This window comes from Pseudomonas sp. R3-56, assembly GCF_051132075.1.
Taxonomy (GTDB): domain Bacteria; phylum Pseudomonadota; class Gammaproteobacteria; order Pseudomonadales; family Pseudomonadaceae; genus Aquipseudomonas.
The window spans coordinates 4,254,680-4,278,262 of sequence record NZ_CP071657.1; the positions used below are offsets into that span (position 1 = coordinate 4,254,680).

The 23,583-nt window shown below is 61.9% G+C and carries 20 protein-coding genes, 5 tRNA genes and 1 pseudogene; 6 read left to right on the forward strand and 20 right to left on the reverse strand.

All coding sequences use genetic code 11. From position 1 onward, the window contains the following. Positions 1-128: 128 nt before the first annotated feature. Both J3P96_RS19305 and J3P96_RS19310 read left to right on the forward strand, forming a co-directional pair. Positions 129-1,019: a LysR family transcriptional regulator gene (locus J3P96_RS19305; protein ID WP_434569215.1), complete on the forward strand. Its 891-nt coding sequence runs from the start codon at positions 129-131 to the stop codon at positions 1,017-1,019. A gap of 67 nt (positions 1,020-1,086) precedes the next feature. Then, the gene (locus tag J3P96_RS19310) at positions 1,087-4,365 is read left to right on the forward strand and encodes an EAL domain-containing protein (protein ID WP_434653012.1); all 3,279 of its coding nucleotides are present in this window, start codon (positions 1,087-1,089) and stop codon (positions 4,363-4,365) included. Between the two features lie 242 nt (positions 4,366-4,607). Here the strand turns inward: J3P96_RS19310 and J3P96_RS19315 are convergent, their stop codons facing one another. The 11 genes from J3P96_RS19315 to uvrB all read right to left on the reverse strand — a co-directional run bounded on the left by J3P96_RS19315 (position 4,608) and on the right by uvrB (position 12,746). Then, positions 4,608-5,060 (reverse strand): Hsp20 family protein, encoded by a 453-nt coding sequence (locus J3P96_RS19315; RefSeq protein ID WP_434569217.1) that lies wholly within the window; start codon positions 5,058-5,060, stop codon positions 4,608-4,610. Between the two features lie 119 nt (positions 5,061-5,179). Beyond that, complete coding sequence (locus J3P96_RS19320) at positions 5,180-6,139, reverse strand: tRNA dihydrouridine synthase (RefSeq protein WP_434624932.1); 960 nt, start codon at positions 6,137-6,139, stop codon at positions 5,180-5,182. A 109-nt stretch (positions 6,140-6,248) separates the two neighbouring features. Then, a complete protein-coding gene (locus J3P96_RS19325) occupies positions 6,249-6,734 on the reverse strand; it encodes an acyl-CoA thioesterase (RefSeq protein WP_434653014.1) in 486 nt (161 codons plus the stop codon). A 45-nt stretch (positions 6,735-6,779) separates the two neighbouring features. Beyond that, positions 6,780-7,613, reverse strand: coding sequence for an alpha/beta fold hydrolase (locus J3P96_RS19330; RefSeq protein WP_434653016.1), 834 nt, complete (start codon positions 7,611-7,613; stop codon positions 6,780-6,782). Positions 7,614-7,640: 27 nt separating this feature from the next. Next, positions 7,641-8,180: a TetR/AcrR family transcriptional regulator gene (locus tag J3P96_RS19335; protein WP_434653018.1), complete on the reverse strand. Its 540-nt coding sequence runs from the start codon at positions 8,178-8,180 to the stop codon at positions 7,641-7,643. Positions 8,181-8,359: 179 nt separating this feature from the next. Continuing rightward, a tRNA-Glu gene (locus J3P96_RS19340) sits at positions 8,360-8,435 on the reverse strand. A gap of 76 nt (positions 8,436-8,511) precedes the next feature. Further along, positions 8,512-8,587 (reverse strand) — tRNA-Ala (locus J3P96_RS19345). Positions 8,588-8,643: 56 nt separating this feature from the next. Further along, positions 8,644-8,719, reverse strand: a tRNA-Glu gene (locus tag J3P96_RS19350). Between the two features lie 78 nt (positions 8,720-8,797). Continuing rightward, positions 8,798-8,873 (reverse strand) — tRNA-Ala (locus J3P96_RS19355). A 146-nt stretch (positions 8,874-9,019) separates the two neighbouring features. Then, complete coding sequence (gene gltX, locus J3P96_RS19360; RefSeq protein WP_434653020.1) at positions 9,020-10,501, reverse strand: glutamate--tRNA ligase; 1,482 nt, start codon at positions 10,499-10,501, stop codon at positions 9,020-9,022. A 229-nt stretch (positions 10,502-10,730) separates the two neighbouring features. After that, positions 10,731-12,746, reverse strand: coding sequence for an excinuclease ABC subunit UvrB (gene uvrB, locus J3P96_RS19365; RefSeq protein ID WP_434569222.1), 2,016 nt, complete (start codon positions 12,744-12,746; stop codon positions 10,731-10,733). Positions 12,747-13,078: 332 nt separating this feature from the next. On the opposite strand from uvrB, the gene J3P96_RS19370 reads away from it, so the two are divergent. Further along, on the forward strand, positions 13,079-14,275 hold the full coding sequence (locus J3P96_RS19370) for an amino acid aminotransferase (protein ID WP_434653021.1): 1,197 nt from the start codon (positions 13,079-13,081) through the stop codon (positions 14,273-14,275). Positions 14,276-14,527: 252 nt separating this feature from the next. Here J3P96_RS19370 and J3P96_RS19375 read toward each other — a convergent pair whose 3' ends face one another. Continuing rightward, on the reverse strand, positions 14,528-14,755 hold the full coding sequence (locus tag J3P96_RS19375; RefSeq protein WP_305495845.1) for a hypothetical protein: 228 nt from the start codon (positions 14,753-14,755) through the stop codon (positions 14,528-14,530). A gap of 233 nt (positions 14,756-14,988) precedes the next feature. Between J3P96_RS19375 and J3P96_RS19380 the strand changes: the two genes are divergently transcribed. The 3 genes from J3P96_RS19380 to J3P96_RS19390 all read left to right on the forward strand — a co-directional run bounded on the left by J3P96_RS19380 (position 14,989) and on the right by J3P96_RS19390 (position 15,785). After that, positions 14,989-15,064 (forward strand) — tRNA-Asn (locus tag J3P96_RS19380). A gap of 254 nt (positions 15,065-15,318) precedes the next feature. Continuing rightward, positions 15,319-15,513 (forward strand): hypothetical protein, encoded by a 195-nt coding sequence (locus tag J3P96_RS19385; protein WP_305495847.1) that lies wholly within the window; start codon positions 15,319-15,321, stop codon positions 15,511-15,513. A gap of 89 nt (positions 15,514-15,602) precedes the next feature. Next, positions 15,603-15,785: a hypothetical protein gene (locus J3P96_RS19390; protein WP_305495849.1), complete on the forward strand. Its 183-nt coding sequence runs from the start codon at positions 15,603-15,605 to the stop codon at positions 15,783-15,785. On the opposite strand, the gene J3P96_RS19395 is transcribed toward J3P96_RS19390, so the two are convergent. From J3P96_RS19395 to J3P96_RS19430, 8 genes and pseudogenes are all read right to left on the reverse strand, one after another. Beyond that, positions 15,782-16,843 carry an AI-2E family transporter gene (locus tag J3P96_RS19395; RefSeq protein WP_305495852.1) on the reverse strand — a complete coding sequence of 354 codons (1,062 nt, stop codon included), beginning with the start codon at positions 16,841-16,843 and terminating at the stop codon, positions 15,782-15,784. The two genes, J3P96_RS19390 and J3P96_RS19395, sit on opposite strands and share 4 nt — an antisense overlap. A gap of 481 nt (positions 16,844-17,324) precedes the next feature. Beyond that, positions 17,325-18,146, reverse strand: a complete 822-nt coding sequence (locus J3P96_RS19400; protein ID WP_370871133.1) for a methyl-accepting chemotaxis protein — start codon at positions 18,144-18,146, stop codon at positions 17,325-17,327. A gap of 84 nt (positions 18,147-18,230) precedes the next feature. Continuing rightward, positions 18,231-19,121, reverse strand: a pseudogene (locus J3P96_RS19405) (cache domain-containing protein); the annotation flags it as partial. Positions 19,122-19,232: 111 nt separating this feature from the next. Beyond that, complete coding sequence (locus J3P96_RS19410; protein ID WP_434658265.1) at positions 19,233-20,549, reverse strand: Na+/H+ antiporter family protein; 1,317 nt, start codon at positions 20,547-20,549, stop codon at positions 19,233-19,235. A 221-nt stretch (positions 20,550-20,770) separates the two neighbouring features. After that, positions 20,771-22,084, reverse strand: a complete 1,314-nt coding sequence (locus J3P96_RS19415) for an ATP-binding protein (RefSeq protein WP_434569224.1) — start codon at positions 22,082-22,084, stop codon at positions 20,771-20,773. After that, entirely contained in the window at positions 22,081-22,749 is a 669-nt protein-coding gene (locus tag J3P96_RS19420) for a response regulator transcription factor (protein WP_305495857.1), read from the reverse strand. The genes J3P96_RS19415 and J3P96_RS19420 overlap by 4 nt, the downstream gene beginning before the upstream one ends. Continuing rightward, positions 22,749-23,060, reverse strand: a complete 312-nt coding sequence (locus J3P96_RS19425; RefSeq protein WP_434624945.1) for a PepSY domain-containing protein — start codon at positions 23,058-23,060, stop codon at positions 22,749-22,751. The genes J3P96_RS19420 and J3P96_RS19425 overlap by 1 nt, the downstream gene beginning before the upstream one ends. Then, entirely contained in the window at positions 23,060-23,368 is a 309-nt protein-coding gene (locus J3P96_RS19430) for a PepSY domain-containing protein (RefSeq protein ID WP_434569227.1), read from the reverse strand. The genes J3P96_RS19425 and J3P96_RS19430 overlap by 1 nt, the downstream gene beginning before the upstream one ends. Between the last annotated feature and the right edge of the window lie 215 nt (positions 23,369-23,583).

The following is a 23,583-nucleotide window of genomic DNA, read 5'->3' on the forward strand; positions in this document are numbered from 1 at the left end:
TGCCCTGGGTCCTGAGCGGATCAATAACCCCTTGGCTTGTGAGGCTGATGGTAAGAGGCTACATTAAATAACTCAAATTCATATTTTTCATGCTTTGCATAACCAACTGGAATCCGACCAGAAACGCCATGGACCTCGCCAACCTCAATGCCTTTATTGCCATTGCTGAAACCGGCAGTTTTTCCGGTGCCGGTGAACGCCTGCACCTGACGCAACCGGCCATCAGCAAGCGTATCGCCGGCCTCGAGCAGCAGCTCAACGTGCGCCTGTTCGACCGTCTCGGCCGGGAAGTGAGCCTGACCGAAGCCGGTCGGGCCCTGCTGCCACGGGCCTATCAGATCCTCAACGTGCTGGACGACACCCGCCGCGCCCTGACCAACCTGACCGGCGAAGTGACCGGGCGCCTGACCCTCGCCACCAGCCACCATATCGGCTTGCACCGGCTGCCACCACTATTGCGGGAGTTCACCCGACGCTACCCCCAGGTGGCACTGGATATTCAGTTCCTGGATTCGGAAGTGGCCTACGAGGAAATTCTCCACGGCCGGGCGGAACTGGCGGTCATCACCCTGGCCCCCGAGCCCCACACGCTCGTACGGGCCACCCCGGTGTGGGACGACCCGCTGGATTTCGTGGTGGCGCCGGAACACGCCCTGCTGGAAAACAGCGCGGTCAGCCTGGCGGACATCGCCCTTCATCCGGCGGTTTTCCCGGGAGGCAACACGTTTACCCATCACATCGTGCAGCGGCTGTTCGAAGCCCAGGGCCTGACGCCGAACATCGCAATGAGCACGAATTATCTGGAAACCATAAAGATGATGGTGTCCATCGGCCTGGCCTGGAGCGTTTTGCCGCGCACGATGCTTGATGATCAAGTGGCGCGTGTGCCTTTGCCGGGCATACAGCTCAGTCGCCAGCTAGGCTATATCCTGCACACCGAAAGGACGCTGTCGAACGCTGCACGGGCTTTCATGGCTCTATTGGACGCACAAATCGATCTGCCAGGGACAAGGGCATAAGTTGTGCTACTCCTACAGGGCCATTACGCCTGCGCCTAACACCCAACCGCCCAAGGCCCGCTAGAGAATGCCCAAACCCGCCGACCATACTCCGCCCCTGCCGCGTATCCAGGCGCTCGACCCGAAACGGTCGGAGCAAAGCTGGGAAAGCGCGCCACAGTTGCTCGCCGCCCTGAACGGAGCGCGGCTGGGGGCCTGGTCGTGGGACATCGATACCGGCCAGATCAGCTGGTCCCGAGGCACCCAGGCGTTGTTCGGCTTCGACCCGCGCCAGCCATTGCCGGCGGACGTCGACTACCTCGACCTGCTGCTGCCCGAGGATCGGGCCAGGGCCGTGCGGGCCTTCCATGCAGCCGTGTCCGGCGTGCCGCTGGAACAGGCGATGCACCACCGCATCGTCTGGCCCGATGGCAGCCTGCACTGGCTGGAAATCAGTGGCAGCGTACTGCCTGACAAGCACGGTCGCCCGCGCATGATCGGGGTGATCCGCGAAATCACCCACCAGCGCGAACGGGAACAGGCGCTGCGCAGCTCGGAGAAACGCTTCGCGACACTGTTCCACCTGTGCCCGAACATGGTCCTGCTGACCCGCCAGGAAGATGGGCTGATCAGCGAAGCCAACCAGTATTTCGAAAGCCTGTTCGGCTGGCCGGTCCACAATGTGATCGGCCGCACCACCCTGGAACTGGGCCTGTGGGTCGACCCCACGCAGCGCGCCAAACTGGTAGAGGCCACCAAAGCCAAGGGCGAGCTGGTGAGCATGGAAGTGCAATTCCGCGCCAGTAACGGCCAGGTCCACAACGGTATCCTCAGCGCCCAGAAAGTCGAACTCGAAGGCCAGCCTTATTTACTGAGCACCTTCCTCGACACCACCGAACGCAAACTTGCCGAACAGGCCCTCAAGGACAGCCAGGAGCGCCTGGACCTGGCCCTCGACTCGGCGCAACTGGGTACCTGGGACTGGCACATCCCCAGCGGCATGCTCTACGGCTCGGCCCGGGCCGCGCAGCTCCATGGCCTGGAGCCCCAGGCGTTCCACGAATCGTTCGATGCGTTTTTCGAGGGCGTGCCTACCGAAGAACGCAACAACATGCGCAACGCCTACCGCAGCCTGCGTGAAGGCCCGGCGGGCAATTACCAGCTGACCTACCGCGTGCAACTGCCGGACGGCAGCTCGCGTTACCTGGAAAGTCGCGCCCGTCTCTACCGCAACGACGACGGCAGCCCGCTGCGCATGGCCGGCACCTTGCTCGACATCACCGACCAGGTGGAACGCGAACAGAGCCTGGCGGCTTCGGAAGAAAAATTCGCCACGTTGTTCCAGGTCAGCCCCGATCCGATTTGCCTTACCCACCAGGACGACGGCACGTTCCTGGAAATAAACTCCAGTTTTACCCAGACATTCGGCTGGGCGGCCAATGATGTGCTGGGCCGCAGCGCCGACGAGATCGGCCTGTGGGAAGCTTCGGGCAGCAGCCTGCAGCGCATCGAACGGGTCATCCGCGAGCAGTCGCTGAGCAACGTCGCCATCGTCGTCCACCACAAGAACGGCCAGCCGCTGACCTGCGTGATCTCCAGCCGGCAGATCAGTGTCGGCAACCAGCCCTGCATCGTTACCACCCTGCGGGACATCACCCAGCAGCAACGCTCCGAAGCGGCACTGAAAGCCAGCGAGGAAAAATTCGCCAAGGCATTCCACTCCAGCCCCGACGCGATCACCATTACCGAATGCGAAAGCGGCCGCTACCTTGAGGTCAACGATGGCTTCTGTCGCCTGACCGGTTATCGCGCCGACGAAGTCATCGGCCATACCGTCTACGAGGTCGGCATCTGGGCCGAAGAAAAGCAACGGACGGCGCTGCTCGCCGAATTGCAGCTCAAGGGCCGCGTTCTCCACCAGGAAATGCTCGGGCGCAACAAGCGCGGGGAAATCCTCACGGTGGAAGTATCGGTCGAGCCCATCACGCTCAACGAAACCGCATGCCTGCTGCTGACCGCCCGTGACGTGAGCCTGCTGCGCAACGCCGAGGCGCAGATCCGTCACCTCGCCTATCACGACCCGCTGACCAACCTGCCCAACCGCGCGCTGCTGCTGGACCGGCTCAGCCAGCAGATCGCCCTGCTCAAGCGCCATAACCTGCGCGGGGCGTTGCTGTTCCTCGACCTCGACCATTTCAAGCACATCAATGATTCGCTCGGCCATCCGGTTGGCGACACGGTGCTGAAGATCATCACCGCGCGCCTCGAAGCCAGCGTGCGCCTCGAAGACACCGTGGCGCGCCTGGGCGGCGATGAATTCGTCGTGCTGCTCAGCGGCCTGGAAGGCACGCGTGGCGTGGTCAGCCAGCAGGTGCAGACCCTGGCCGACACCCTTCGCGAACTGCTTTCCGAGCCGATGTTTCTCGATGGGCAACGACTGCAAGTCACCCCCAGCATCGGCATGGCGCTGATACCGGACCACGGCTCCACGCCCACTGACCTGCTCAAGCGCGCCGATATCGCCCTGTACCGCGCCAAGGATTCGGGACGCAATACCTCGCAGATGTTCCACGCCACCATGCAAAAAGCTGCCAGCGAACGGCTGCGCATGGAAACCGACCTGCGCCAGGCCCTGGCTCGCAACGAGTTCAGCGTGCATTTCCAGCCACAGGTCGATGCCCGGGACAACCGCATCGTTGGCGCCGAAGCCCTGGTGCGCTGGCATCATCCGGACCTGGGCGCGCAATCACCCAACGAGTTCATCAAGGTGCTGGAGGACAGCGGCCTGATCCTGGAAGTCGGCACCTGGATCCTCGACGAAGCCTGCGACGGCTTCAAACAACTGATCGCCAAGGGCAAGGTCGACCCCCGACGGTTCAAACTGTGCGTGAATATCAGCCCCCGGCAGTTCCGCCAGAGCGACTTCGTCGAGCGCATCGAAACCAGCCTCGCCAGCCATGGCCTGCCCTATTCGCTGTTGAAGCTGGAGATCACCGAAGGCATCGTGATCCACAATCTCGACGACACCATTGGCAAGATGCGCCGCCTGAAGAAATTGGGGGTGAGCTTTGCCATGGACGACTTCGGCACCGGTTATTCATCGCTGACTTACCTCAAGCGCCTGCCGGTGGACACGCTGAAAATCGACCAGTCGTTCGTACGTGATGCCACCAGTGACCCCAACGACGCCGAGATCATCCGCGCCATCGTCGCCATGGCCCGCAGCCTGAACCTGGAAATGATTGCCGAAGGCGTCGAGACGCTGGAGCAATTGAAGTTCCTGCAGGGGCTCGATTGTCATTTGTACCAGGGTTACCTGCACAGCCGGCCATTGCCGCTGGAGGCGTTCGAGCGGTTGTTGCCTTAGCCGTGCCGGAGAGCTTTTTGTGGCGAGGGAGCTTGCTGTGGCGAGGGGATTTATCCCCGCAGGGCTGCGACGCAGCCCTAAAACCGTCGCCTCGGCATGTCAGGCTAAACAGCGTCGCCTGTTCTTTTTTGGGGCTGCTTCGCAGCCCAGCGGGGATAAATCCCCTCGCCACAACTTAATCTTCTAGGGATACACAAAATGAAAAAGGGCGCCATTCGGCGCCCTTCTTCAACTGCGATGCATCAATTTTCCAGCGCGGCTTGCTGTTGCGCACCGTTGATCGGGATGCGCTTGGCTTTCGCCTCTTCCGGCACCACACGCAACAGGTCGATGCTCAACAGACCGTTGCTCAGGCCCGCGGATTTGATCTCGATATGATCCGCCAACCGGAAGGACAGCTTGAACGCACGCTGGGCGATGCCCTGGTGCAGGAAGGTGACGCTGTCGTTGCTGGCCTCGCGCTTGCCGCCGCTGATGGTCAGCACACCTTTTTCCACTTGCAGGTCCAGGTCCTCTTCGCGGAAACCGGCGGCGGCGACTACGATGCGGTATTCGTCATCGCCATGTTTTTCCACGTTGTAGGGTGGATAACTGCTGCCCGGTTCGTTACGCAGCGCGGTTTCGAACAGGTCGTTGAAACGGTCGAAGCCCACCGAGGAACGGAACAGAGGGGCCAGCGAAAATGCAGTACTCATGATTCAAATCTCCTGAAAGTTCAGCAAGGTTTTTTGTCTCCGCGACCCGAATTCGGCATCGCGTACTCCCTATCTAGGGACCGCCAAATACTTTTCAAGAGCTTTTTCGGAAATTTTTTTCAGGCCGCTTCCGTGCGCTGCACACCCAGCAAACGACCCACTGCGTCCAGGTCGGTTTCCCGGCGCAGGGCACTGAACAGCTCGACCGCCTCGGGGTAGTTGCGGGTCAACATCGCCAGCCACTGCTTCAACCGACCGGGCGCCTGGCGTGGTGTCAGTTGCTCGACCACTTGCACCCAGAAGTCCTGGAGCATCGGCTGCAGTTCAGCCCAGGACATCTCGACCACCTCCTCGCCGGCCCGGGCGGCGGCGATCTGCCGGGCCAGGTCAGGGCGGGAAACCAGGCCGCGGCCGAGCATGATGTCTTCGACCCCGCTGATTTCCCGGCAACGACGCCAGTCTTCCACGCTCCAGATATCGCCGTTGGCGAACACCGGTACCTTGACCACGTCCTGGACCCGCGGAATCCATTCCCAGTGGGCCGGCGGCTTGTAGCCATCAACCTTGGTCCGCGCATGCACGACGATGTGCGCCGCGCCGCCCTCGGCCAGGGCCGTGGCGCAGACCAGCGCGCCGTCCGGGCTGTCGAAGCCCAGGCGCATTTTGGCGGTGACGGGGATGTGTTTCGGCACCGCGCGGCGGACATGCTCGACGATCTGGTTGAGCAGCTCCGGTTCCTTGAGCAACACCGCCCCGCCCCGGGATTTGTTCACCGTCTTGGCCGGGCAACCGAAGTTCAGGTCGATGACTTCCGAGCCCAGCTCACAGGCCAACGCGGCGTTTTCCGCCAGGCACACCGGATCGGAACCCAGCAATTGCACCCGCAGCGGCACGCCAGCGGCCGTCCTGGCACCGGTCAGCAGTTCGGGGCCGAGCTTATGAAAATAGGCCGGCGTAAGCAGACGGTCGTTGACGCGGATGAACTCGGTGACACACCAGTCGATACCGCCAACACGGGTCAGCACGTCCCGCAGGATGTTGTCGACCAACCCCTCCATGGGCGCCAGGGCAATTTGCATGGAAAACACACTCAACGAAAAAACGTGCGGCAGTTTAGCGGATTTTGCTCACCTATCCGGCATTCACCACAAAACCTGTGGGAGCGAGCCTGCTCGCGAAAGCGGTGGGTCAGCTTGCAAAGCTGTTGGATGTACCGCCGCCTTCGCGAGCAGGCTCGCTCCCACAGGGGTTCAGCGCCACTGCGTACCCCTCGATAAACTCCGGCGGCATGCGCTTGGGCCTGCCGGTGGACAGTTCGATGCAGACAAAAGTGGTCTGGGCGCGCAGCAATGTGGCGTTATCACTGGGGCGAACCAATTGAAAGTGCCGGGTCATTTTCAGCCGCTGGTCCCAGTCGACGATCCAGGTCGCCAACTGCAATTCGTCGCCTTCATAGGCCGCCGCCAGGTAATCGATCTCATGCCGCACCACCGCCATGGCCCGGTCAAGCCGGCGGTACTCCACCAGGTCCAGGCCCAGGCGCTGGGAATGGCGCCACGCGCAGCGTTCCAGCCAGGTAACGTACACCGCATTATTGGCGTGACCCAGCCCGTCGATGTCTTCGGCATTCACTTGAAGATCAATGATGAACGGCGTTGCCCGATCCCAGCCCATGCCCGTCTCCTGGTCGAATTTGGATCGGCGCAGTGTACCGGAAGCTCAGGCCGATTGCCGCGCCTGCAGGCTGCGTCCGGCCAGCAGTGATAACACACCATCAATGACACGGGGATCGGCCAGTACCCGTTGATGCCCGCCCTGGCCCAGGCGCAGCAAGCGGCTGTCGAACCAGGCTTCATGGATCAATTGTGATTCCTTGACCGATACCGAAGTATCGTCCTCGGCGTGGACAATCAAGCCCGGAACATCCAGCTGATATTGCGCGACATCCATCTTCGAAGCCTGCATGCCGACGTCCTGCTCCACCTGGCGAATAAAGGCCGAACGCGCCCTGGGTGGCAAACCCATCATCCGCGCGAAGCCACGCAGGACGCCGAGGATACGCGCCGGCGCGGCGATGCTGACCAATGTCTCGGTCCGCAACCCAAGCTGAACCGCCAGCATGGCACTGGCGCCGCCCATGGAGTGGCCGATCACCGCTTGCAACGGCGGCAACTCGGCTGCGGCTTCGAGCATCGCCCTGGCGAACAGCAGCACATTGGCCTCGCGACCCGGCGAGCGACCATGAGCCGGCCCATCCAGCGCCACCACCGTATAACCGGCCTCCACCAGCGCGTTGATCAGTGCCGCGAATTGCGTCGGGCGCCCTTCCCAGCCGTGCATCAGCAGCACCGCCGGTCCTTTGCCCCAGCGCAACGCAGACAGGCCGAAGCGCAAGGTGATGCGCTCGGACGAGGCCAGCAATGGCAGCTCCCAGTCCCGCGGCGGCAGGGCCCGAGGACTCATGAACACCCTGCGCATTTTTTTCGCTACCAGGCGCGGGGCTATCCGGCCAAGCGTGCCATTGACACCACGAATCCAGCTCAACCTGTCCATGCTCATCTCCAGGGCTTGCGCCTTAGCTCAGCGCACCGCCGACTTGGCGGCGCGCAGCAAACGATCCGATAACTCGCCCGGGCCCAACGCCCGGGCCAGGGCCAGGCCGCCGACCATCAAGGCGATGTCGGCCAGGGCTTTATCCGCATCCTCGGGGCTGGCGGCCAACTGCGCGACCATCAGCTCGATATGCTCACTGAGAACCTCACGAAACGCGTCCGGCAGTCGTCCGAGCTCGCCGACCGAGGCCGGGATCGGGCACGCCTGCTCGGTGGAATCACGATGTTTGCGCGACAGGTAAAACGCCGCGACCAACGCGCGCCGCTCTTCGCCTGTCAGCTCGGCATCCATGTCGGCGATCAGGCCACGGCGGCGATTGAGCAGTTGCTTGAACGACTCCAGCATCAAGGCGTCCTTGCTTTCGAAGTGGGCATAAAAACCGCCCACCGTCAGCCCTGCCGCGCCCATCACCTCGCCCACGCTCGGCTCGGCCGGCCCGCGCTGGATCAGCGCATCACTGGCGGCCTTGAGAATGCGTTCACGGGTTTGTGCTTTTTTATCGCTCATCGTTGCCTCCGAATATTACGATTGAAATATTATTCTCATAATAATTTTCCGCAAGCGAAATTTTCACCGCTGGTCGGAAGGATTCATCGAGGATAAGGGAATTGGCTGAACGCCAGACAAACAAAAGGGCCATTCAAGAATTGAATGACCCTTATAAAATCCCGCAGAGCGGGTAATCGTGGCGTCCCCTAGGGGACTCGAACCCCTGTTACCGCCGTGAAAGGGCGGTGTCCTAGGCCACTAGACGAAGGGGACACAAACCTTCTGAACATGATCAGCGCTGAGAACTGATCGCTTCAAGGCCGGTGTGGCCAGACCTCGAAGTGTAAATTGGTGGAGCTAGACGGGATCGAACCGTCGACCTCTTGCATGCCATGCAAGCGCTCTCCCAGCTGAGCTATAGCCCCGGATTTTTCGCCTCGCGGCGGAGCGACATCCTGCTGCAACATCGCTTCTGTAAAACTGGCGTCCCCTAGGGGACTCGAACCCCTGTTACCGCCGTGAAAGGGCGGTGTCCTAGGCCACTAGACGAAGGGGACGCAAACCCTTCTAACATCTGATCAACGCTGAGTGTTGATCGCTTCAAGACCAGTGTGGCCAGGCCTTGAAGTGCAAATTGGTGGAGCTAGACGGGATCGAACCGTCGACCTCTTGCATGCCATGCAAGCGCTCTCCCAGCTGAGCTATAGCCCCTCATCGCTGAGGACGGGGCGAATCTTAAGGGCGTATCCGAGGGCTGTCAAATTTATTTTCAACAAAATTGAAAATTTTTTGCCGGGATAACAATCACTTACCGACAAACCCCGGAAAACCGGGGTATGCCTTGTTCCATCGACCGCTCAGGCAATCGTGCCCAGCAGTTTTTCCCACTCCTTGTTCTCCTTCTTCGACACGCCACCGAGCAGATCAATGGCCTGGCGCAGACGGAAACGGGTCAGGTCCGGCCCGAGGATTTCCATCGCATCGAGCACCGACACCGAGCTCGCCTGGCCGGTGATCGCGGCAAACATCAGCGGCATCGCATCGCGCAATTTCAGCTCCAGGTGTTCAACCACCGCCTGGATGGTCGCGGTGATGCTGTCCTTTTCCCACTGGCGCAAGCTTTCCAGCTTCCACAGGATCAATTGCATCAACTGCCGCACCTGATCGCCAGAGAGTTTCTTCGATTCGAACAGCTTCACATCCGGGGTCACGCCGCCGGCAAAAAAGAACCCGGCCAATGGCGCGATCTGGCTGAAGGTCTCTACCCTGCCCTGCACGTGCGGGGCGATCTTCATCATGTACTCGGGGTTGAACGCCCACTTCTGCACCCGCGCGGCAAACTCTTCCACCGGCAGGTCGCGCAGCCACTGGCCGTTGAGCCAGGACAGCTTCTCGACGTCGAAGATCGGCCCGCCCAGGGAGACGCGGGACAGGTCGAAGTGCTCGACCATCTCCTCCAGCGAGAACTTCTCGCGCTCGTCCGGCATCGACCAGCCCATGCGGCCCAGGTAGTTGAGCATCGCCTCGGGCATGAAGCCCATGCGCTCGTAGAAGGTCACCGAGGTCGGATTCTTGCGCTTGGACAGCTTGCTCTTGTCCGGGTTACGCAGCAGCGGCATGTAGCACAACTGCGGTTGCTCCCAGCCGAAGTACTCATAGAGCAGGATCAGTTTCGGTGCCGAGGGCAGCCATTCTTCGCCGCGCAGCACATGGGTGATGCCCATCAGATGGTCGTCGACCACGTTGGCCAGGAAGTACGTCGGCAGGCCGTCGGTCTTCATCAGCACTTGCATGTCCATGCGGTCCCATGGGATCTCGACATCGCCACGCAACATGTCCGGCACCACGCAGACGCCCTCGCTCGGCACCTTCATGCGGATCACATGAGGCTCGCCCGCGGCCAGGCGACGGTCGACTTCTTCCTTCGACAGCAGCAGCGCACGGCCGTCGTAGCGCGGGGTCTCGCCCCGGGCGATTTGCTCGGCGCGCATCTGGTCCAATTCTTCGGCGGTGCAGAAGCAAGGAAACGCGTGGCCCATGTCCACCAGCTGCTGGCAGTACTGCTTGTAGATCTCGCCACGCTCGCTCTGGCGGTACGGACCGTGCGGCCCGCCGACGTCCGGACCTTCGCTCCAGTCGATGCCGAGCCAGCGCAGGGCGTCGAATATCTGCTGTTCGGACTCGCGGGTCGAACGCAATTGATCGGTGTCCTCGATCCGCAGGATGAACTCACCGCCGTGCTGCTTGGCAAAGCAATAGTTGAACAAGGCGATGTAAGCGGTGCCGACATGGGGATCGCCAGTAGGCGAAGGCGCGATGCGGGTACGGACGGTGGTCATGGCATGTCTCGGAAAGAATATAAAAGCGAAGATGAAACAGGGGGCGAATGGTAACAGGCGATGGTGGGGGGCTCCAGTGAGCGCAGGATTTGTGTGGCAGTCGTCCGACCGAGTCGCGGCCATCGCGAGCAAGCTCGCTCCCACAGGGAACCAGGTTGTCCGGGCTGGACACGGTCCAATGTGGGAGCGAGCTTGCTCGCGATGAGGTCCTAGGCATCGCCACAAAACCTCAGACAGTCAGCAACCGCTCACGCAACTTGCCAATCTCGTCACGCAACTGCGCCGCAGCTTCGAACTCCAGGTCCCGGGCGAGCTGGTACATCTTCTCTTCCAACTGCCGGATACGCTTGGTGATTTCGCTCGGCGAGCGCAGTTCGGCTTCGTAGCGGGCGCTCTCTTCGGCGGCCTTGGCCATGCCCTTGCGCTTTTTGCTGCGCGAACCGGGCACGGTGGCGCCTTCCATGATGTCGGCGACATCCTTGAACACGCCCTTGGGCGTGATGCCATTGGCCAGGTTGAACGCGATCTGCTTGTCGCGACGGCGTTCGGTCTCGCCGATGGCGCGCTCCATCGAGCCGGTGATGCGATCGGCATACAGGATTGCCCGGCCGTTGAGGTTACGCGCCGCGCGACCGATGGTCTGGATCAACGAGCGCTCGGAGCGCAGGAAACCTTCCTTGTCCGCGTCGAGAATCGCCACCAGCGACACCTCGGGCATGTCCAGGCCTTCGCGCAGCAGGTTGATCCCCACCAGCACATCGAAGGTGCCCAGGCGCAGGTCGCGGATGATCTCGACCCGCTCCACCGTGTCGATGTCCGAGTGCAGGTAACGCACCCGCACGCCATGGTCGGCGAGGTAATCGGTGAGGTCTTCGGCCATGCGCTTGGTCAGCGTGGTCACAAGCACCCGCTCCTCCACCGCCACGCGCTTGGTGATCTCCGAGAGCAGGTCATCGACCTGAGTCAGCGCCGGGCGCACCTCGACCTGCGGGTCCACCAGCCCGGTCGGCCGCACCACTTGCTCGACCACCCGCCCGGCATGCTCGGCTTCGTAGTTGCCGGGCGTGGCCGAGACGAAAATCGTCTGCGGGCTCACGCCTTCCCACTCGTCGAAGCGCATCGGCCGGTTATCCAGCGCCGAGGGCAGGCGGAAGCCATATTCCACCAGGGTTTCCTTGCGCGAACGGTCGCCTTTGTACATGGCGCCGACCTGAGGCACGCTGACGTGGGATTCGTCGATCACCAGCAGGGCATCGGCCGGCAAATAGTCATACAACGTGGGCGGCGGCGCACCCGCCGGACGACCCGACAGGTAGCGCGAGTAGTTCTCGATGCCGTTGCAGTAGCCCAGCTCCAGGATCATTTCCAGATCGAACCGGGTCCGCTGCTCCAGACGCTGGGCTTCCACCAGTTTGTTGTTCGAACGCAGGTATTCCAGGCGTTCCTGCAATTCGGCCTTGATGCCCTCGATGGCGCCCAACAGGGTTTCCCGCGGCGTCACGTAGTGGCTCTTGGGGTAGAACGTGAAGCGTGGCAGTTTGCGGATCACCTCGCCGGTCAGCGGATCGAACGCCGAGATGCTCTCCACCTCGTCATCGAACAGCTCGATACGAATCGCTTCCAGGTCCGATTCGGCCGGATAGATGTCGATCACATCGCCGCGCACCCGAAACGTGGCCCGGGCGAAGTCCATGTCGTTGCGCGTGTATTGCAAGTCCGCCAGGCGCCGGAGCAAGGCGCGCTGGTCGAGTTTGTCGCCACGATCCACGTGCAGGACCATTTTCAGATAGGTTTCCGGGCTGCCCAGACCGTAGATGCACGACACCGTGGTGACGATGATGGCGTCCTTGCGCTCAAGCAACGCTTTGGTCGCCGACAGCCGCATCTGTTCGATGTGGTCGTTGATCGAGGCGTCCTTCTCGATGAAGGTGTCCGACGAAGGCACATAAGCCTCGGGCTGGTAGTAGTCATAGTAAGAGACGAAATACTCGACCGCGTTGTTCGGGAAAAACGCCTTGAACTCGCCATACAATTGCGCCGCCAGGGTCTTGTTCGGCGCCAGCACCAGGGTCGGCCGCTGCACCTGGGCGATCACGTTGGCGATACTGAACGTCTTGCCCGAGCCGGTCACACCGAGCAAGGTCTGGTGCGCCAGCCCGGCCTCGATGCCTTCCACCATCAGGCGGATGGCTTCCGGCTGGTCGCCGGCGGGCTGGAAGCGAGTGACTAGCTGGAATTCAGACATGACATAACCCCTGGGTTCACTCCCGTCGGCCAGGCGACAGGAACGAGAAAGACCGAAACGACTGACGTCGCCCGAGGAAAAAGCTGGAATGCACACAATGTGGAGGTGATTGCCTTCGCTTTCAAGACGAACGTCCTACACGCCTTGCAGACTTTGACGCTGCGAAGGGACTAACGGTCGAAAAAAATCGAAAATACTTACGCTAAACGCCGAATAGCCTGTCGCCCTGTCCGGTGATGGCCTCTATACTAGCTCCCCGTTTGTGCACCGCTCTAGTGCATTCGGCTGGAGCGCGACACGTCCTCTCACCCTCCATTCAGAGCCGCGCAATAATGAGCCTGTTTTCCGCTGTCGAATTGGCACCACGCGACCCCATCCTGGGCCTCAACGAAGCTTTCAACGCCGACCCCCGTACCAATAAGGTCAACCTGGGCGTGGGTGTTTACTGCAACGAGGAAGGGCGCATTCCGTTGCTGCGCGCCGTGGTCGAAGCCGAGACGATTCGCGTGGCTCAGCATGTTTCTCGCGGTTACCTGCCGATCGACGGCATTGCCGCCTATGACCAGGCAGTCCAGACCCTGCTGTTCGGCAAGGATTCCCCGCTGATCGCATCGGGCCGCGTCATCACCACCCAGGCCGTGGGCGGCACGGGCGCACTGAAAATCGGTGCCGACTTCCTTAAGCAATTGCTGCCGGACGCGGTCGTGGCCATCAGCGACCCAAGCTGGGAAAACCACCGCGCGCTGTTCGAAACCGCCGGTTTCCCGGTGCAGAACTATCGTTACTATGACGCCGCTACCCACGACGTGAACCGCAGCGGCCTGCTGGAAGACCTCAACGCCCTGCCCGACCGTTCGATCGTTGTGCTGCATGCCTGCTGCCACAACCCGACCGGCGTGGACCTGAGCCCGGAAGACTGGAAAAACGTCCTGGCCGTGGTCAAGGCCAAGAACCACGTGCCGTTTCTGGACATGGCCTACCAGGGCTTTGGCAAAGGCATCGACGAAGACGCGGCGGCCGTGCGCCTGTTCGCCGAGTCGGGCCTGACCTTCTTCGCCTCCAGCTCGTTCTCCAAGTCGTTCTCCCTGTACGGCGAGCGTGTCGGCGCGCTGTCGATTGTCAGCGAGTCGAAGGAAGAAAGCACCCGCGTGCTGTCCCAGGTCAAGCGCGTGATCCGCACCAACTACTCCAACCCGCCGACCCACGGCGCCAGTATCGTCGCCGCCGTGCTCAACAGCCCTGAGCTGCGCACACAGTGGGAAGAAGAGCTGGCCGAAATGCGCCTGCGCATTCGTGGCATGCGTGAGCAGATGGTCGACATGCTGGCCAAGGCCGCGCCGCATCACGACTTCAGCTTCGTCGCCCGCCAGAGCGGGATGTTCTCCTACTCCGGCCTGACCGTTGAACAAGTGACCCGCCTGCGCAACGAGTTCGGCATCTATGCCCTGGACACCGGCCGCATCTGCGTGGCCGCGCTGAACCAGAACAACATCGATGCGGTGACCAAGGCCATCGTCCAGGTGATCTGACCCTCGACGAAATAAAAAACGGGAAGCCTTCGAGCTTCCCGTTTTTTTTTCGGTTGAATCCCCCCCCGTGGCGAGGGAGCTTGCTCCCGCTGGGCTGCAGAGCAGCCCCAAAATCAGCCACCGCGGGATATCAGCCTGGTTGGTTGGAACAGCCTGGGGCTGCTTCGCAACCCAGCGGGAGCAAGCTCCCTCGCCACAAAAGCGGGCCAGAAAAGGCAGGCCACAAAGCAGCGAACGAAATCCTCGTCGAGCCTACAGCTCCGTCGCCCGCTGGCTCGCCGCATCGTCGTAGATGACATACAACGACTCGGCGACCTGGCTCTTGATCGCCTTGGTACTTTCGAGCCCCAGGACAAATCCCTCGGCCTTGCCACCGGCGCGGTTCAGTTCTTCCGGGGTGCTGGCCTGGGTGATGGCGTCGTACAGTTTTTCAGCGTGAGGGCCCACGCCCTTGGGCAGACTGATCTGGGCGGTGCTCACAGGAACACCTCGGCGCAATCGATTGTGTGAAGTGGTAACAGATGGTTCATGGCGCGTCCCTTGATGTCGGCGAATGGCCGGCAGCGCGTCCTGCCACTTCCGGGCGCCCATGGTAGCCCTCTCTCGCCGTCGCGGTAACTGCCAATTGTTGATTGGTCACCGATGGGCTTCAAGCCGCTCCGTACGCAACAGATGCTTGACTTCTCTTTTCCAATCAGTAACATACGCGCCATTCCGCGATAGCTCAGTTGGTAGAGCAAGTGACTGTTAATCACTGGGTCCCTGGTTCGAGTCCAGGTCGTGGAGCCAGACAGCAACAGAAAAAGCCCCTGAATCGAAAGATCCAGGGGCTTTTTTGTGGGCGCTTTTCAGCCAAACGGCGATTGATCGCCGTATACCGCCTGGCTGAGGTCGCTACCGGAACAATAATCTGGCGCCAACCAGGCACTATGGTCTGAATCCTGCTTTATTTTTCGACGACTCAAGCTGTCACGAGCGTGTCATGGCAGTGCCGCAACCTGTCAACGTCCGCCGCCGCAGCTCATAACAACAAGGACGAAGCCATGCCCACACAAAATCCCCACCGCATCGTCGGCCTGTGCACTTCCAGCAAGGTCTACAACGTACTGACCGAGCTCAAGCACCTGGAAGGCCACCGCAGCGCCAAGTTCCTTTCCCTGCTCGCGGAAAACCTGGTTCGCAAGGGCCTGCTCAATGAACAGGAAGTGGTGCACATGCTCGACCTGGTGGTCGATTGAGCGGCATCGATTCCTACTATTGAAGCGGTTGATTTTTCCCCATCCCGTATGAGCCGTAAGGTAACCCCATCGACTGATGGAGGTTTCCCATGCCCAAGGTTCAAATCATGTCTGTCATTGGCAGCGCCGTCCCCGCCCCACTTCGGGAGCGCGGACTGTTGGCTTGCTGGTATCTGGTGCAGGATGGCGTCACCGTCAGCGGCCCGCTGACTTCCCTGCCCGCCGCCCAGGCCTTGTCGCAACGTATCGGTCCGTACCTGTTGAGCGCCTAGGGCAACTGCACCCGCGGCTTGCCCTCGACGAACAGCGCCCAGCAGGACATGAACAGCGCGGCGATCAGTGGCCCGATGACAAAACCATTGAGGCCGAATACGGCCAACCCGCCGAGCGTCGAAATCAGGACCATGTAGTCGGGCATCTTGGTGTCCTTGCCGACGAGGATCGGGCGCAGGAAGTTGTCCACCAGGCCAATCACGAAGACCCCGAACAGCGCCAGCACCACGCCCTGCCAGATCGCCCCCGACAGCAGGAAATACACCGCCACTGGCACCCAGACAATGCCCGCCCCCACCGCCGGCAGCAGCGACAGGAAAGCCATCAGCACCGCCCACGGCAACACCGTCGGGATACCCAGGATCCAGAAAATCAGGCCCCCCAGGGCGCCCTGAGTGATCGCCACCAACAGGTTGCCCTTCACCGTCGCCCGCACCACCCGGTTGAACTTCAATTGCAGGCGGCGCTTCTGGTGCTCGGCCAGCGGAACGGCCGAGCGCACCTTGCGCACCAGCTCCGCGCCGTCACGCAGGAAAAAGAACAACAGGTAGAGCATCACGAAGAAGCTCACCAGGAACTGGAACGTACCCTGGCCGAAACTGAACGCCTGGGTGGCGAAAAATTCGCTGCCCTGCATGGCGCTCTTGACGATCTTGTCTCGCAAGCCACTCAGGTTGCCCAGGCCGAAGCGGTCAAGCAGGTGCTGGAAGAACGGCGGCAACGCCTCCTTGAAACGCGCCAGGTAATCGGCGACGTCCAGCTCGCCACTTTCCAGGCTCTTGTACAGCGCTGCCCCTTCCTGGACGAGCAAGGTACTGATGACGATCACCGGCAAAATGGCGATCACCACGCAGATGCTCAGGGTGAACAGTGCCGTGACATTGCGCGGCCAGCCGAACTTGAACTGCAAGCGACGTTGCAGCGGCGCAAAGACGATGCCCAGGATGACGGCCCAGAATACCGCCCCATAAAACGGCAGCAGAATCCAGACGAAGGCAATGCTGACCAGGATCAGCAACAGCATCTGCGACTTGTTTTGGAGGTTCTTTCGGTTCATGTGCTTTCCATGTCATTGGCAGATAGACGTTAGTCCGCCAGGACTCGCCGGAGTGCCGTCGCGTCTGCCATATGCCGGCCTTCGAGGTCGCGCCGGGGGATGGGAATGTGGTTCGGGCTGTTGATGCGCGATGCGCGCGAGCTGCCTGAGATCTAATCGTGGCGAGGGAGCTTGCTCCCGCTCGGCTGCGAAGCAGTCGTAAATCTGCGGATGCGGTGTGTCTGATGCTCCGCATGCGGCAGGTTTGGGGCCGCTTCGCGGCCCAGCGGGAGCAAGCTCCCTCGCCACGACTGCGTTGCATTCGGCCGGAAATCGCTTTCGCGAGCAGGCTCGCTCCCACACGGATCATGTTTGTCTCTGCCCGGCAGAAACTGCCGAAGGCTGCGATCCTCCGCTTCCGATAGGGCCTGGTAGCCCAGGCGAAAACATCTGGATCGAAAGCGAAAGATCGCAGCCTTCGGCAGCTCCTGCTGCGCTCGGATCAGATCCGGAACTGCCCCACCAGTTTGCCCAGGCGCTGGCCCAGATCGGCCAGGCTGCGAGAAGTCTGGGCGCTGAGCTGGGTTTCGTCGGCGACAGTGTCCACCGCCACGGCAATCTGATGCACGCTGCGGTTGATTTCTTCAGCCACCGCGGTCTGCTCCTCGGCGGCGCTGGCGATCTGGGCGTTCATCGAGTTGATGGTGCCGATCAGTTGCGCCATGGTGTCCAGGGAGGCGCCCGCCTCGTTGGCCCGTTCCGAGGTGCCGTCGCCGGCCTCGCTGGAACGGCGCATCGCTTCCACCGCGGCATGGGTACCCGACTGCAGGCGATCGATCATGCCCTGGATTTCCTGGGTGCTTTGCTGGGTCCGGCTGGCGAGGGCGCGGACTTCGTCGGCAACCACCGCAAACCCGCGGCCCGCCTCACCGGCACGCGCAGCCTCGATGGCCGCGTTGAGGGCCAGCAGGTTGGTTTGCTCGGCAATCGAACGGATCACACCGAGTACGCTGACAATCGAGGCCACGTCCTGTTGCAGGCTGTCCAGGGACACGCCGCTGCTGCGGATATCGTTCACCAGCGCGTGAATCTGCTGGATGCTGCCGGCCACCACGCGCTTGGCGGACTGGCCTTCTTCATCGGTCTGCTGGGCCGCGACGGCTGCGCCCTGGGCACTGCGGGCAACTTCCTGGGCGGCGGAGGACATTTCGTTGATCGCCGTGGCGACCTGGTCGGTCTCGTGGCGCTGGCGCTCCATGGCCTGCTCGGAACGCTGGGCCTGCTCGGACACTTGCGTCACCAGGCCAGTCAGTTGCGACGTCATGTCGGTGATCTGCCGCACCAGGCCATGGATCTTGTCGACGAAGCGGTTGAAGGAACCGGCCAGTTGGCCCAGTTCGTCCTGGCTGGTAATCGCCAGGCGCCGGGTCAGGTCGCCCTCGCCCGCCGCGATGTCGTCGAGGTTGTCCTTCATCAGGTGCAGCGGACGCAGGATGGTATTGGCGAGCACCAGGCCCACCACCGCGATCACCAGCAGCACCACGGCGGCGATCCCGACGATACTCAGGATCACACCTTGCAGGCGATCGTGGACCTTGGCTTCCACCAGCGCCACCTGGCCTTCGATACCGTCGAGGTTGACCGAGCTGCCGACCGCCAGGTCCCACTTGGCCAGGTATTCGGTGTAGCCGAGCTTGGGCACCAGGTCCTTGCTGCCGGGCAGCGGCGAGCTGTATTCCAGATAATGCGTGCCGTCCTTGGCGACCTTCACCAGGTCACGGTTGACGTAGACACCGTTCGGGTCGCGGTTGTCCTTGAAACTCTTGCCCACGCCGTCGGGGCTGTTGGCCTTGAACAGGCGAATGGTCTCGGAGTCGTAGCCGAAGAAGTAGCCGTCCTTGCCGTAGCTGATGTTCGACAGCAACTTGATTGCCTGGGCGCGCGCCTCGTTATCGCCAGGCGCGGCGGCATCGTAGAGCGGCTTGATGGCGGTAAGGCCGACCGCGACGTAATTCTGCAGCGTGGCCTTGGCTTCACTGAGCAGACGTTCGCGGGTTTGCTGGACTTCCTTGCTGGCCTGTTCCTTCAAGATGAACGCCGTGGTCAGGCTGATGACCACCGCGGACAGCAATACCGGCAGAATTGCCAGGGACAGGACTTTAGCCTTCAGGCTCAGGCGCATGCTGTTCACTCTTGTTGGTTTTATGGCGTGGTTAGCTGGGTTAACGGCAGCGCACGATAAAACTGTAGGACAAGGTGGACAGTCGGTTGGCAGGGCCGCTGGACTCAAGGGCCCCATCGCGAGCAGGCTCGCTCCCACAGGGTTTGGTGGTGTCCACAACTGCTGTGTTCACACCGATCCCCTGTGGGAGCGAGCCTGCTCGCGAAGAAGACAACCCGGTCTCTGAAGCTACAACACCATCGCCGCCACCCAACCAAACGCCAGCAATGGCAGGTTGTAGTGGAGGAAGGTCGGGACCACGGTGTCCCAGATGTGGTGATGCTGGCCGTCGATGTTCAGGCCGGAGGTCGGGCCGAGGGTCGAATCCGAAGCAGGCGAGCCGGCATCGCCCAGGGCGCCGGCGGTGCCGACGATGCAGACGATCGCCAGCGGGCTGAAGCCCAGTTGCAGGCACAGCGGCACAAAAATGGTCGCCAGGATCGGCACCGTGGAAAACGACGAGCCGATCCCCATCGTCACCAGCAGCCCGACCAGCAACATCAACAGCGCACCGATGCCCTTGTTGTGGCCGATCCAGGCCGCCGAGGTTTCCACCAGGCTTTGCACCTCACCGGTGGCCTTCATCACTTCGGCGAAGCCCGAGGCGGCGATCATGATGAAGCCGATCATCGCCATCATCTTCATGCCTTCGGTGAACAGGTCGTCCGTCTCGCGCCAGCGCACCACGCCCGACACCGAGAAAATCAGGAAACCGGCCAGGGCGCCGATGATCATCGAATCGAGCAGGAGCTGGATGGCGAATGCCGCCGCGATTGCCAACCCGGCGACCAACAGGCTGAGCGGGTTGTAGCGCACGGCCACCTGCTCGGCCCTGGCGATCTTTTTCAGATCGTAGACGCGTTTTTTGCGATAGCTGATAAACGACAGCACCAGCCCGAACACCATGCCCAGCGCCGGGATGCCCATCGCATGGGTGACGTTGATGCCACTGACATCGACACCGCTGCGGGCGATGTTGGCGAGCAGGATTTCGTTGAGGAAGATATTGCCGAAGCCCACCGGCAGGAACATGTAGGGGGTGATCAGGCCGAAAGTCATGACGCAAGCGATCAGCCGACGGTCCAGTTGCAGCTTGGTCAGCACATAAAGCAGTGGCGGCACCAGCAGCGGAATGAAGGCGATATGGATCGGCAGGATATTCTGCGAGGCCACCGCGACCGTCCCCAGCAGGCCGATCAACAGCCATTTGACGCCCGTGCCACCGGCCGCGTCCTGACGGTCGACCATGGCCAGGACCTTGTCGGCCAAGGCATGGGCCATGCCGGACTTGGCAATCGCCACCGCAAAGGCGCCCAGCAGAGCGTAGGACAACGCCACCGTTGCGCCGCCGCCAAGGCCCGCGTTGAAGGCCTTGAGCGTTGCCTCGATCCCCAGGCCGCCTACCAAGCCACCCACCAGCGCGCCGATAATCAGCGCGATCACCACATGCACGCGGGACAGGCTGAGCACCAGCATGACGCCAACCGCGGCAATTACTGCATTTATCATCGTTACCTCAAAGCACAGCGATGGAAAGCCACCGGACAAAAAGGTCGCGACTTTGCAGCAAGCGGCGGCAAGCTGCAAGGGTCATGCGGCGGGATTTGCATATCACCAATGCCCCGTGGGAGCGAGCCTGCTCGCGAAAGCGGTCTGTCAGTCAAATCGAATTGGCAGACCCGACGCCTTCGCGAGCAGGCTCGCTCCCACAGGGGTTCGTGCGGATTTCAGCGCTTGGGCAGCTCAATCATTACTTTCAACCCGCCCCACTCGCTGTCGCCTAACGCCAATGTCCCGCCCCAGGTGTCGACGATGTCGCGCACGATACCCAGCCCCAGGCCATGGCCATCGGTCTGCTCATCCAGGCGCGTGCCGCGGCTGAAGACCTGGTCGCGGCGATCCGGCGGAATGCCGGGGCCATCGTCTTCCACCGCCAGGTGGAAACCCACGAGCGTCTCGCTCACGGTCAGGCGCACTTCGGCGTCGGCCCATTTGCAGGCGTTGTCCAGCAGGTTGCCCAGCAGTTCCAGCAGGTCTTCCCGATCCCAAGGCAGGTGCAAGCCGGGCGGCGCGACATAAGCCAGGTGCAGATGCTCGCCGTGGATCATGTTCAGCGTCGCCAACAAACCCGGCAGTTCGGCGTCGCAATCCAGGTGCGCGCCGGGCAAGGCATCGCCGGACAGGCGGGCACGGTTGAGTTCGCGGTTCAGGCGCTGGCGAACCTGCTCGAGTTGATCCAGCAGCAACTTGCGCAACTCAGGATAAGGGTCGAGCTTCTCGTTCGACGCCAGGCTTTGCAGCACCGCCAGAGGTGTCTTCAAGGCATGGCCAAGGTTGCCCAGGGCGTTGCGCGAACGCTTGAGGCTGTCTTCGGTATGGGCCAGCAAATGGTTGATCTGCGCCACCAGCGGCTCCAGTTCCCTGGGCACTTGTTCGTCAAGTTGCGAACGCTGGCCGCGTTGCAGCTGGGCAATCTGCTCCCGGGCCTTCTCCAACGGCCGCAAGGCGCGCTGCACCGTGAGCCGCTGCAACAGCAGGATCAGCAGCAACCCCGCCAAGCCGAGGCCGAGGCCGACCTGCTGCATCCGCAGGAAGCTGTCGCGCACCGGCGTGTAGTCCTGCGCCACGCTGATGGAAATCGCCTGGCCCAGGCGCCGGTAGTCCGTGCGCAGCACCAGCAGTTTCTGGCCTTCGGGGCCCAGTTGCAGGTTGCTGTGCAGCCCCGGATGGTCGAGCCGCGGCAGTTCCTGGTCCCAGAGGGAACGGGAGCGCCAATGCTCGTCGGCAAAATCGATGCGGAAGTAATGCCCGGAGAAAGGCCGCAGGTAAGCCGGCGACAAACGCCGCTCGTCCAGTTGCAACCCTTGCGGGCCACGGACCAGGGCCACCAGCAGGTTCTCGCTGTCATTGCGCAACCCCGCTTCGAGGTAGCGCTGCAAACCCAACTCGAACAACCACAGGCTGGTCTGCGCGAGGACCAGGCCGACCACCACCATCACACCGATCAGGCCCAGGCTCAGGCGCCGCTGGATGGATCTCACTGCGCCTGTCCGCCGAACAGGTAACCCTGGCCGCGACGGGTTTCGATCACGCTGCGTCCGAGCTTGCGGCGCAGGTGATTGACGTGGACCTCCAGCACATTCGAATCGCGCTCGGTTTCACCGTCATAAAGATGCTCGGCGAGGTGGCTTTTGGAAAGGATCTGCTCGGGGTGGAGCATGAAATAGCGCAACAGCCTGAATTCGGCGGCGGTCAGCTGGATCTCGGCGCCGTCGCGAATCACGCATTGCCGGCCTTCGTCCAGGTGCAATCCCGCCGCTTGCAGCGTCGGCTGGTTGACCTGGCCGTGGGAGCGACGCAACAGCGCCTGGATGCGCAGGTGCAGTTCTTCAGGGTGAAAGGGTTTGGTCAGGTAATCATCGGCCCCGGCCTTGAGTCCTTCGATGCGCTCGGCCCAGGAGCCACGCGCGGTGAGAATAAGTACCGGGGTGGTCAGGCCGCCAGCGCGCCATTGCGCCAGCACCTCGAGCCCCGGCACCCCCGGCAGCCCAAGATCGAGAATGATCAGGTCGTAGGGCTCGCTGCTGCCCTGATACACCGCGTCGCGCCCGTCGGCGAGCCAATCGACCGCGTAGCCCTGCCGGGCGAGCCCGGCCATCAGTTCGTCGGCCAGGGGAACATGGTCTTCCACCAGTAGCAGGCGCATCAGTCTTCCTTATCTTTGAGTAGGCGGCCGGTCGCGGCCTCCAGGTCCAGTTCGCGCACGACGCCGTCGGTGTCCAGCAGCTCGACTTCGTAGATGTAGACGCCGTGCTTTTCTTCCAGCTCGGCTTCCAGCAACTTGGCGCCGGGATGGCGGTCCAGCGCCTGTTGCAGCAGGTGTTCCAAGGGCAGGATCACGCCCTGCTGACGCAGTTGCAGGGCCTCGTCCTGGTCCAGGTCGCGGGCCACGGCCACCGAACAACACACCAGCAGCGCCAGCGCCCAACGGTTGCGGGCGCGCAGATTAAGCTTCATTACGTATCCTGATGATTCTTGAGCACCTCGCCAGTGACGGCGTCGAGTTCCAGATCCCACTCGATGCCCTTGGCATCACGCAGATCCACTTTGTACCGGTACTTGCCGTATTCCTCTTCCAGCTCGGTATCGGTCACCGTGGCGCCAGTGTGTTTGGCCAGGGCAGCGGCGTTGAGCTGATCAAAAGGCAGGATGGTACCAGCGTCCAGCAATTTTTGGGCTTCAGTGGCATCGAGGTCCCTGGCTTGAGCCGGACCTGTACCGATGACCATGAGCGCCGCGATGAAAAAGGCAGTGAGGCGGTTCACGGGTTATCTCCTTTTTATAATCTTCAGCGGGGAACTGTATCGGGACGAACTTAACTGAAACTGAATTGCCATCATTGAATCCAGTTCAATTTTGCTCGCGCCAGCGTCAGGTCAGTCATCAAAACTGACAACTGACACAGCGTCATCGCGAGCAAGCTCGCTCCCACAGGGTTCTGTGTCGCTATAATCAGCCGCTTGCACGTATTCGAGACCGG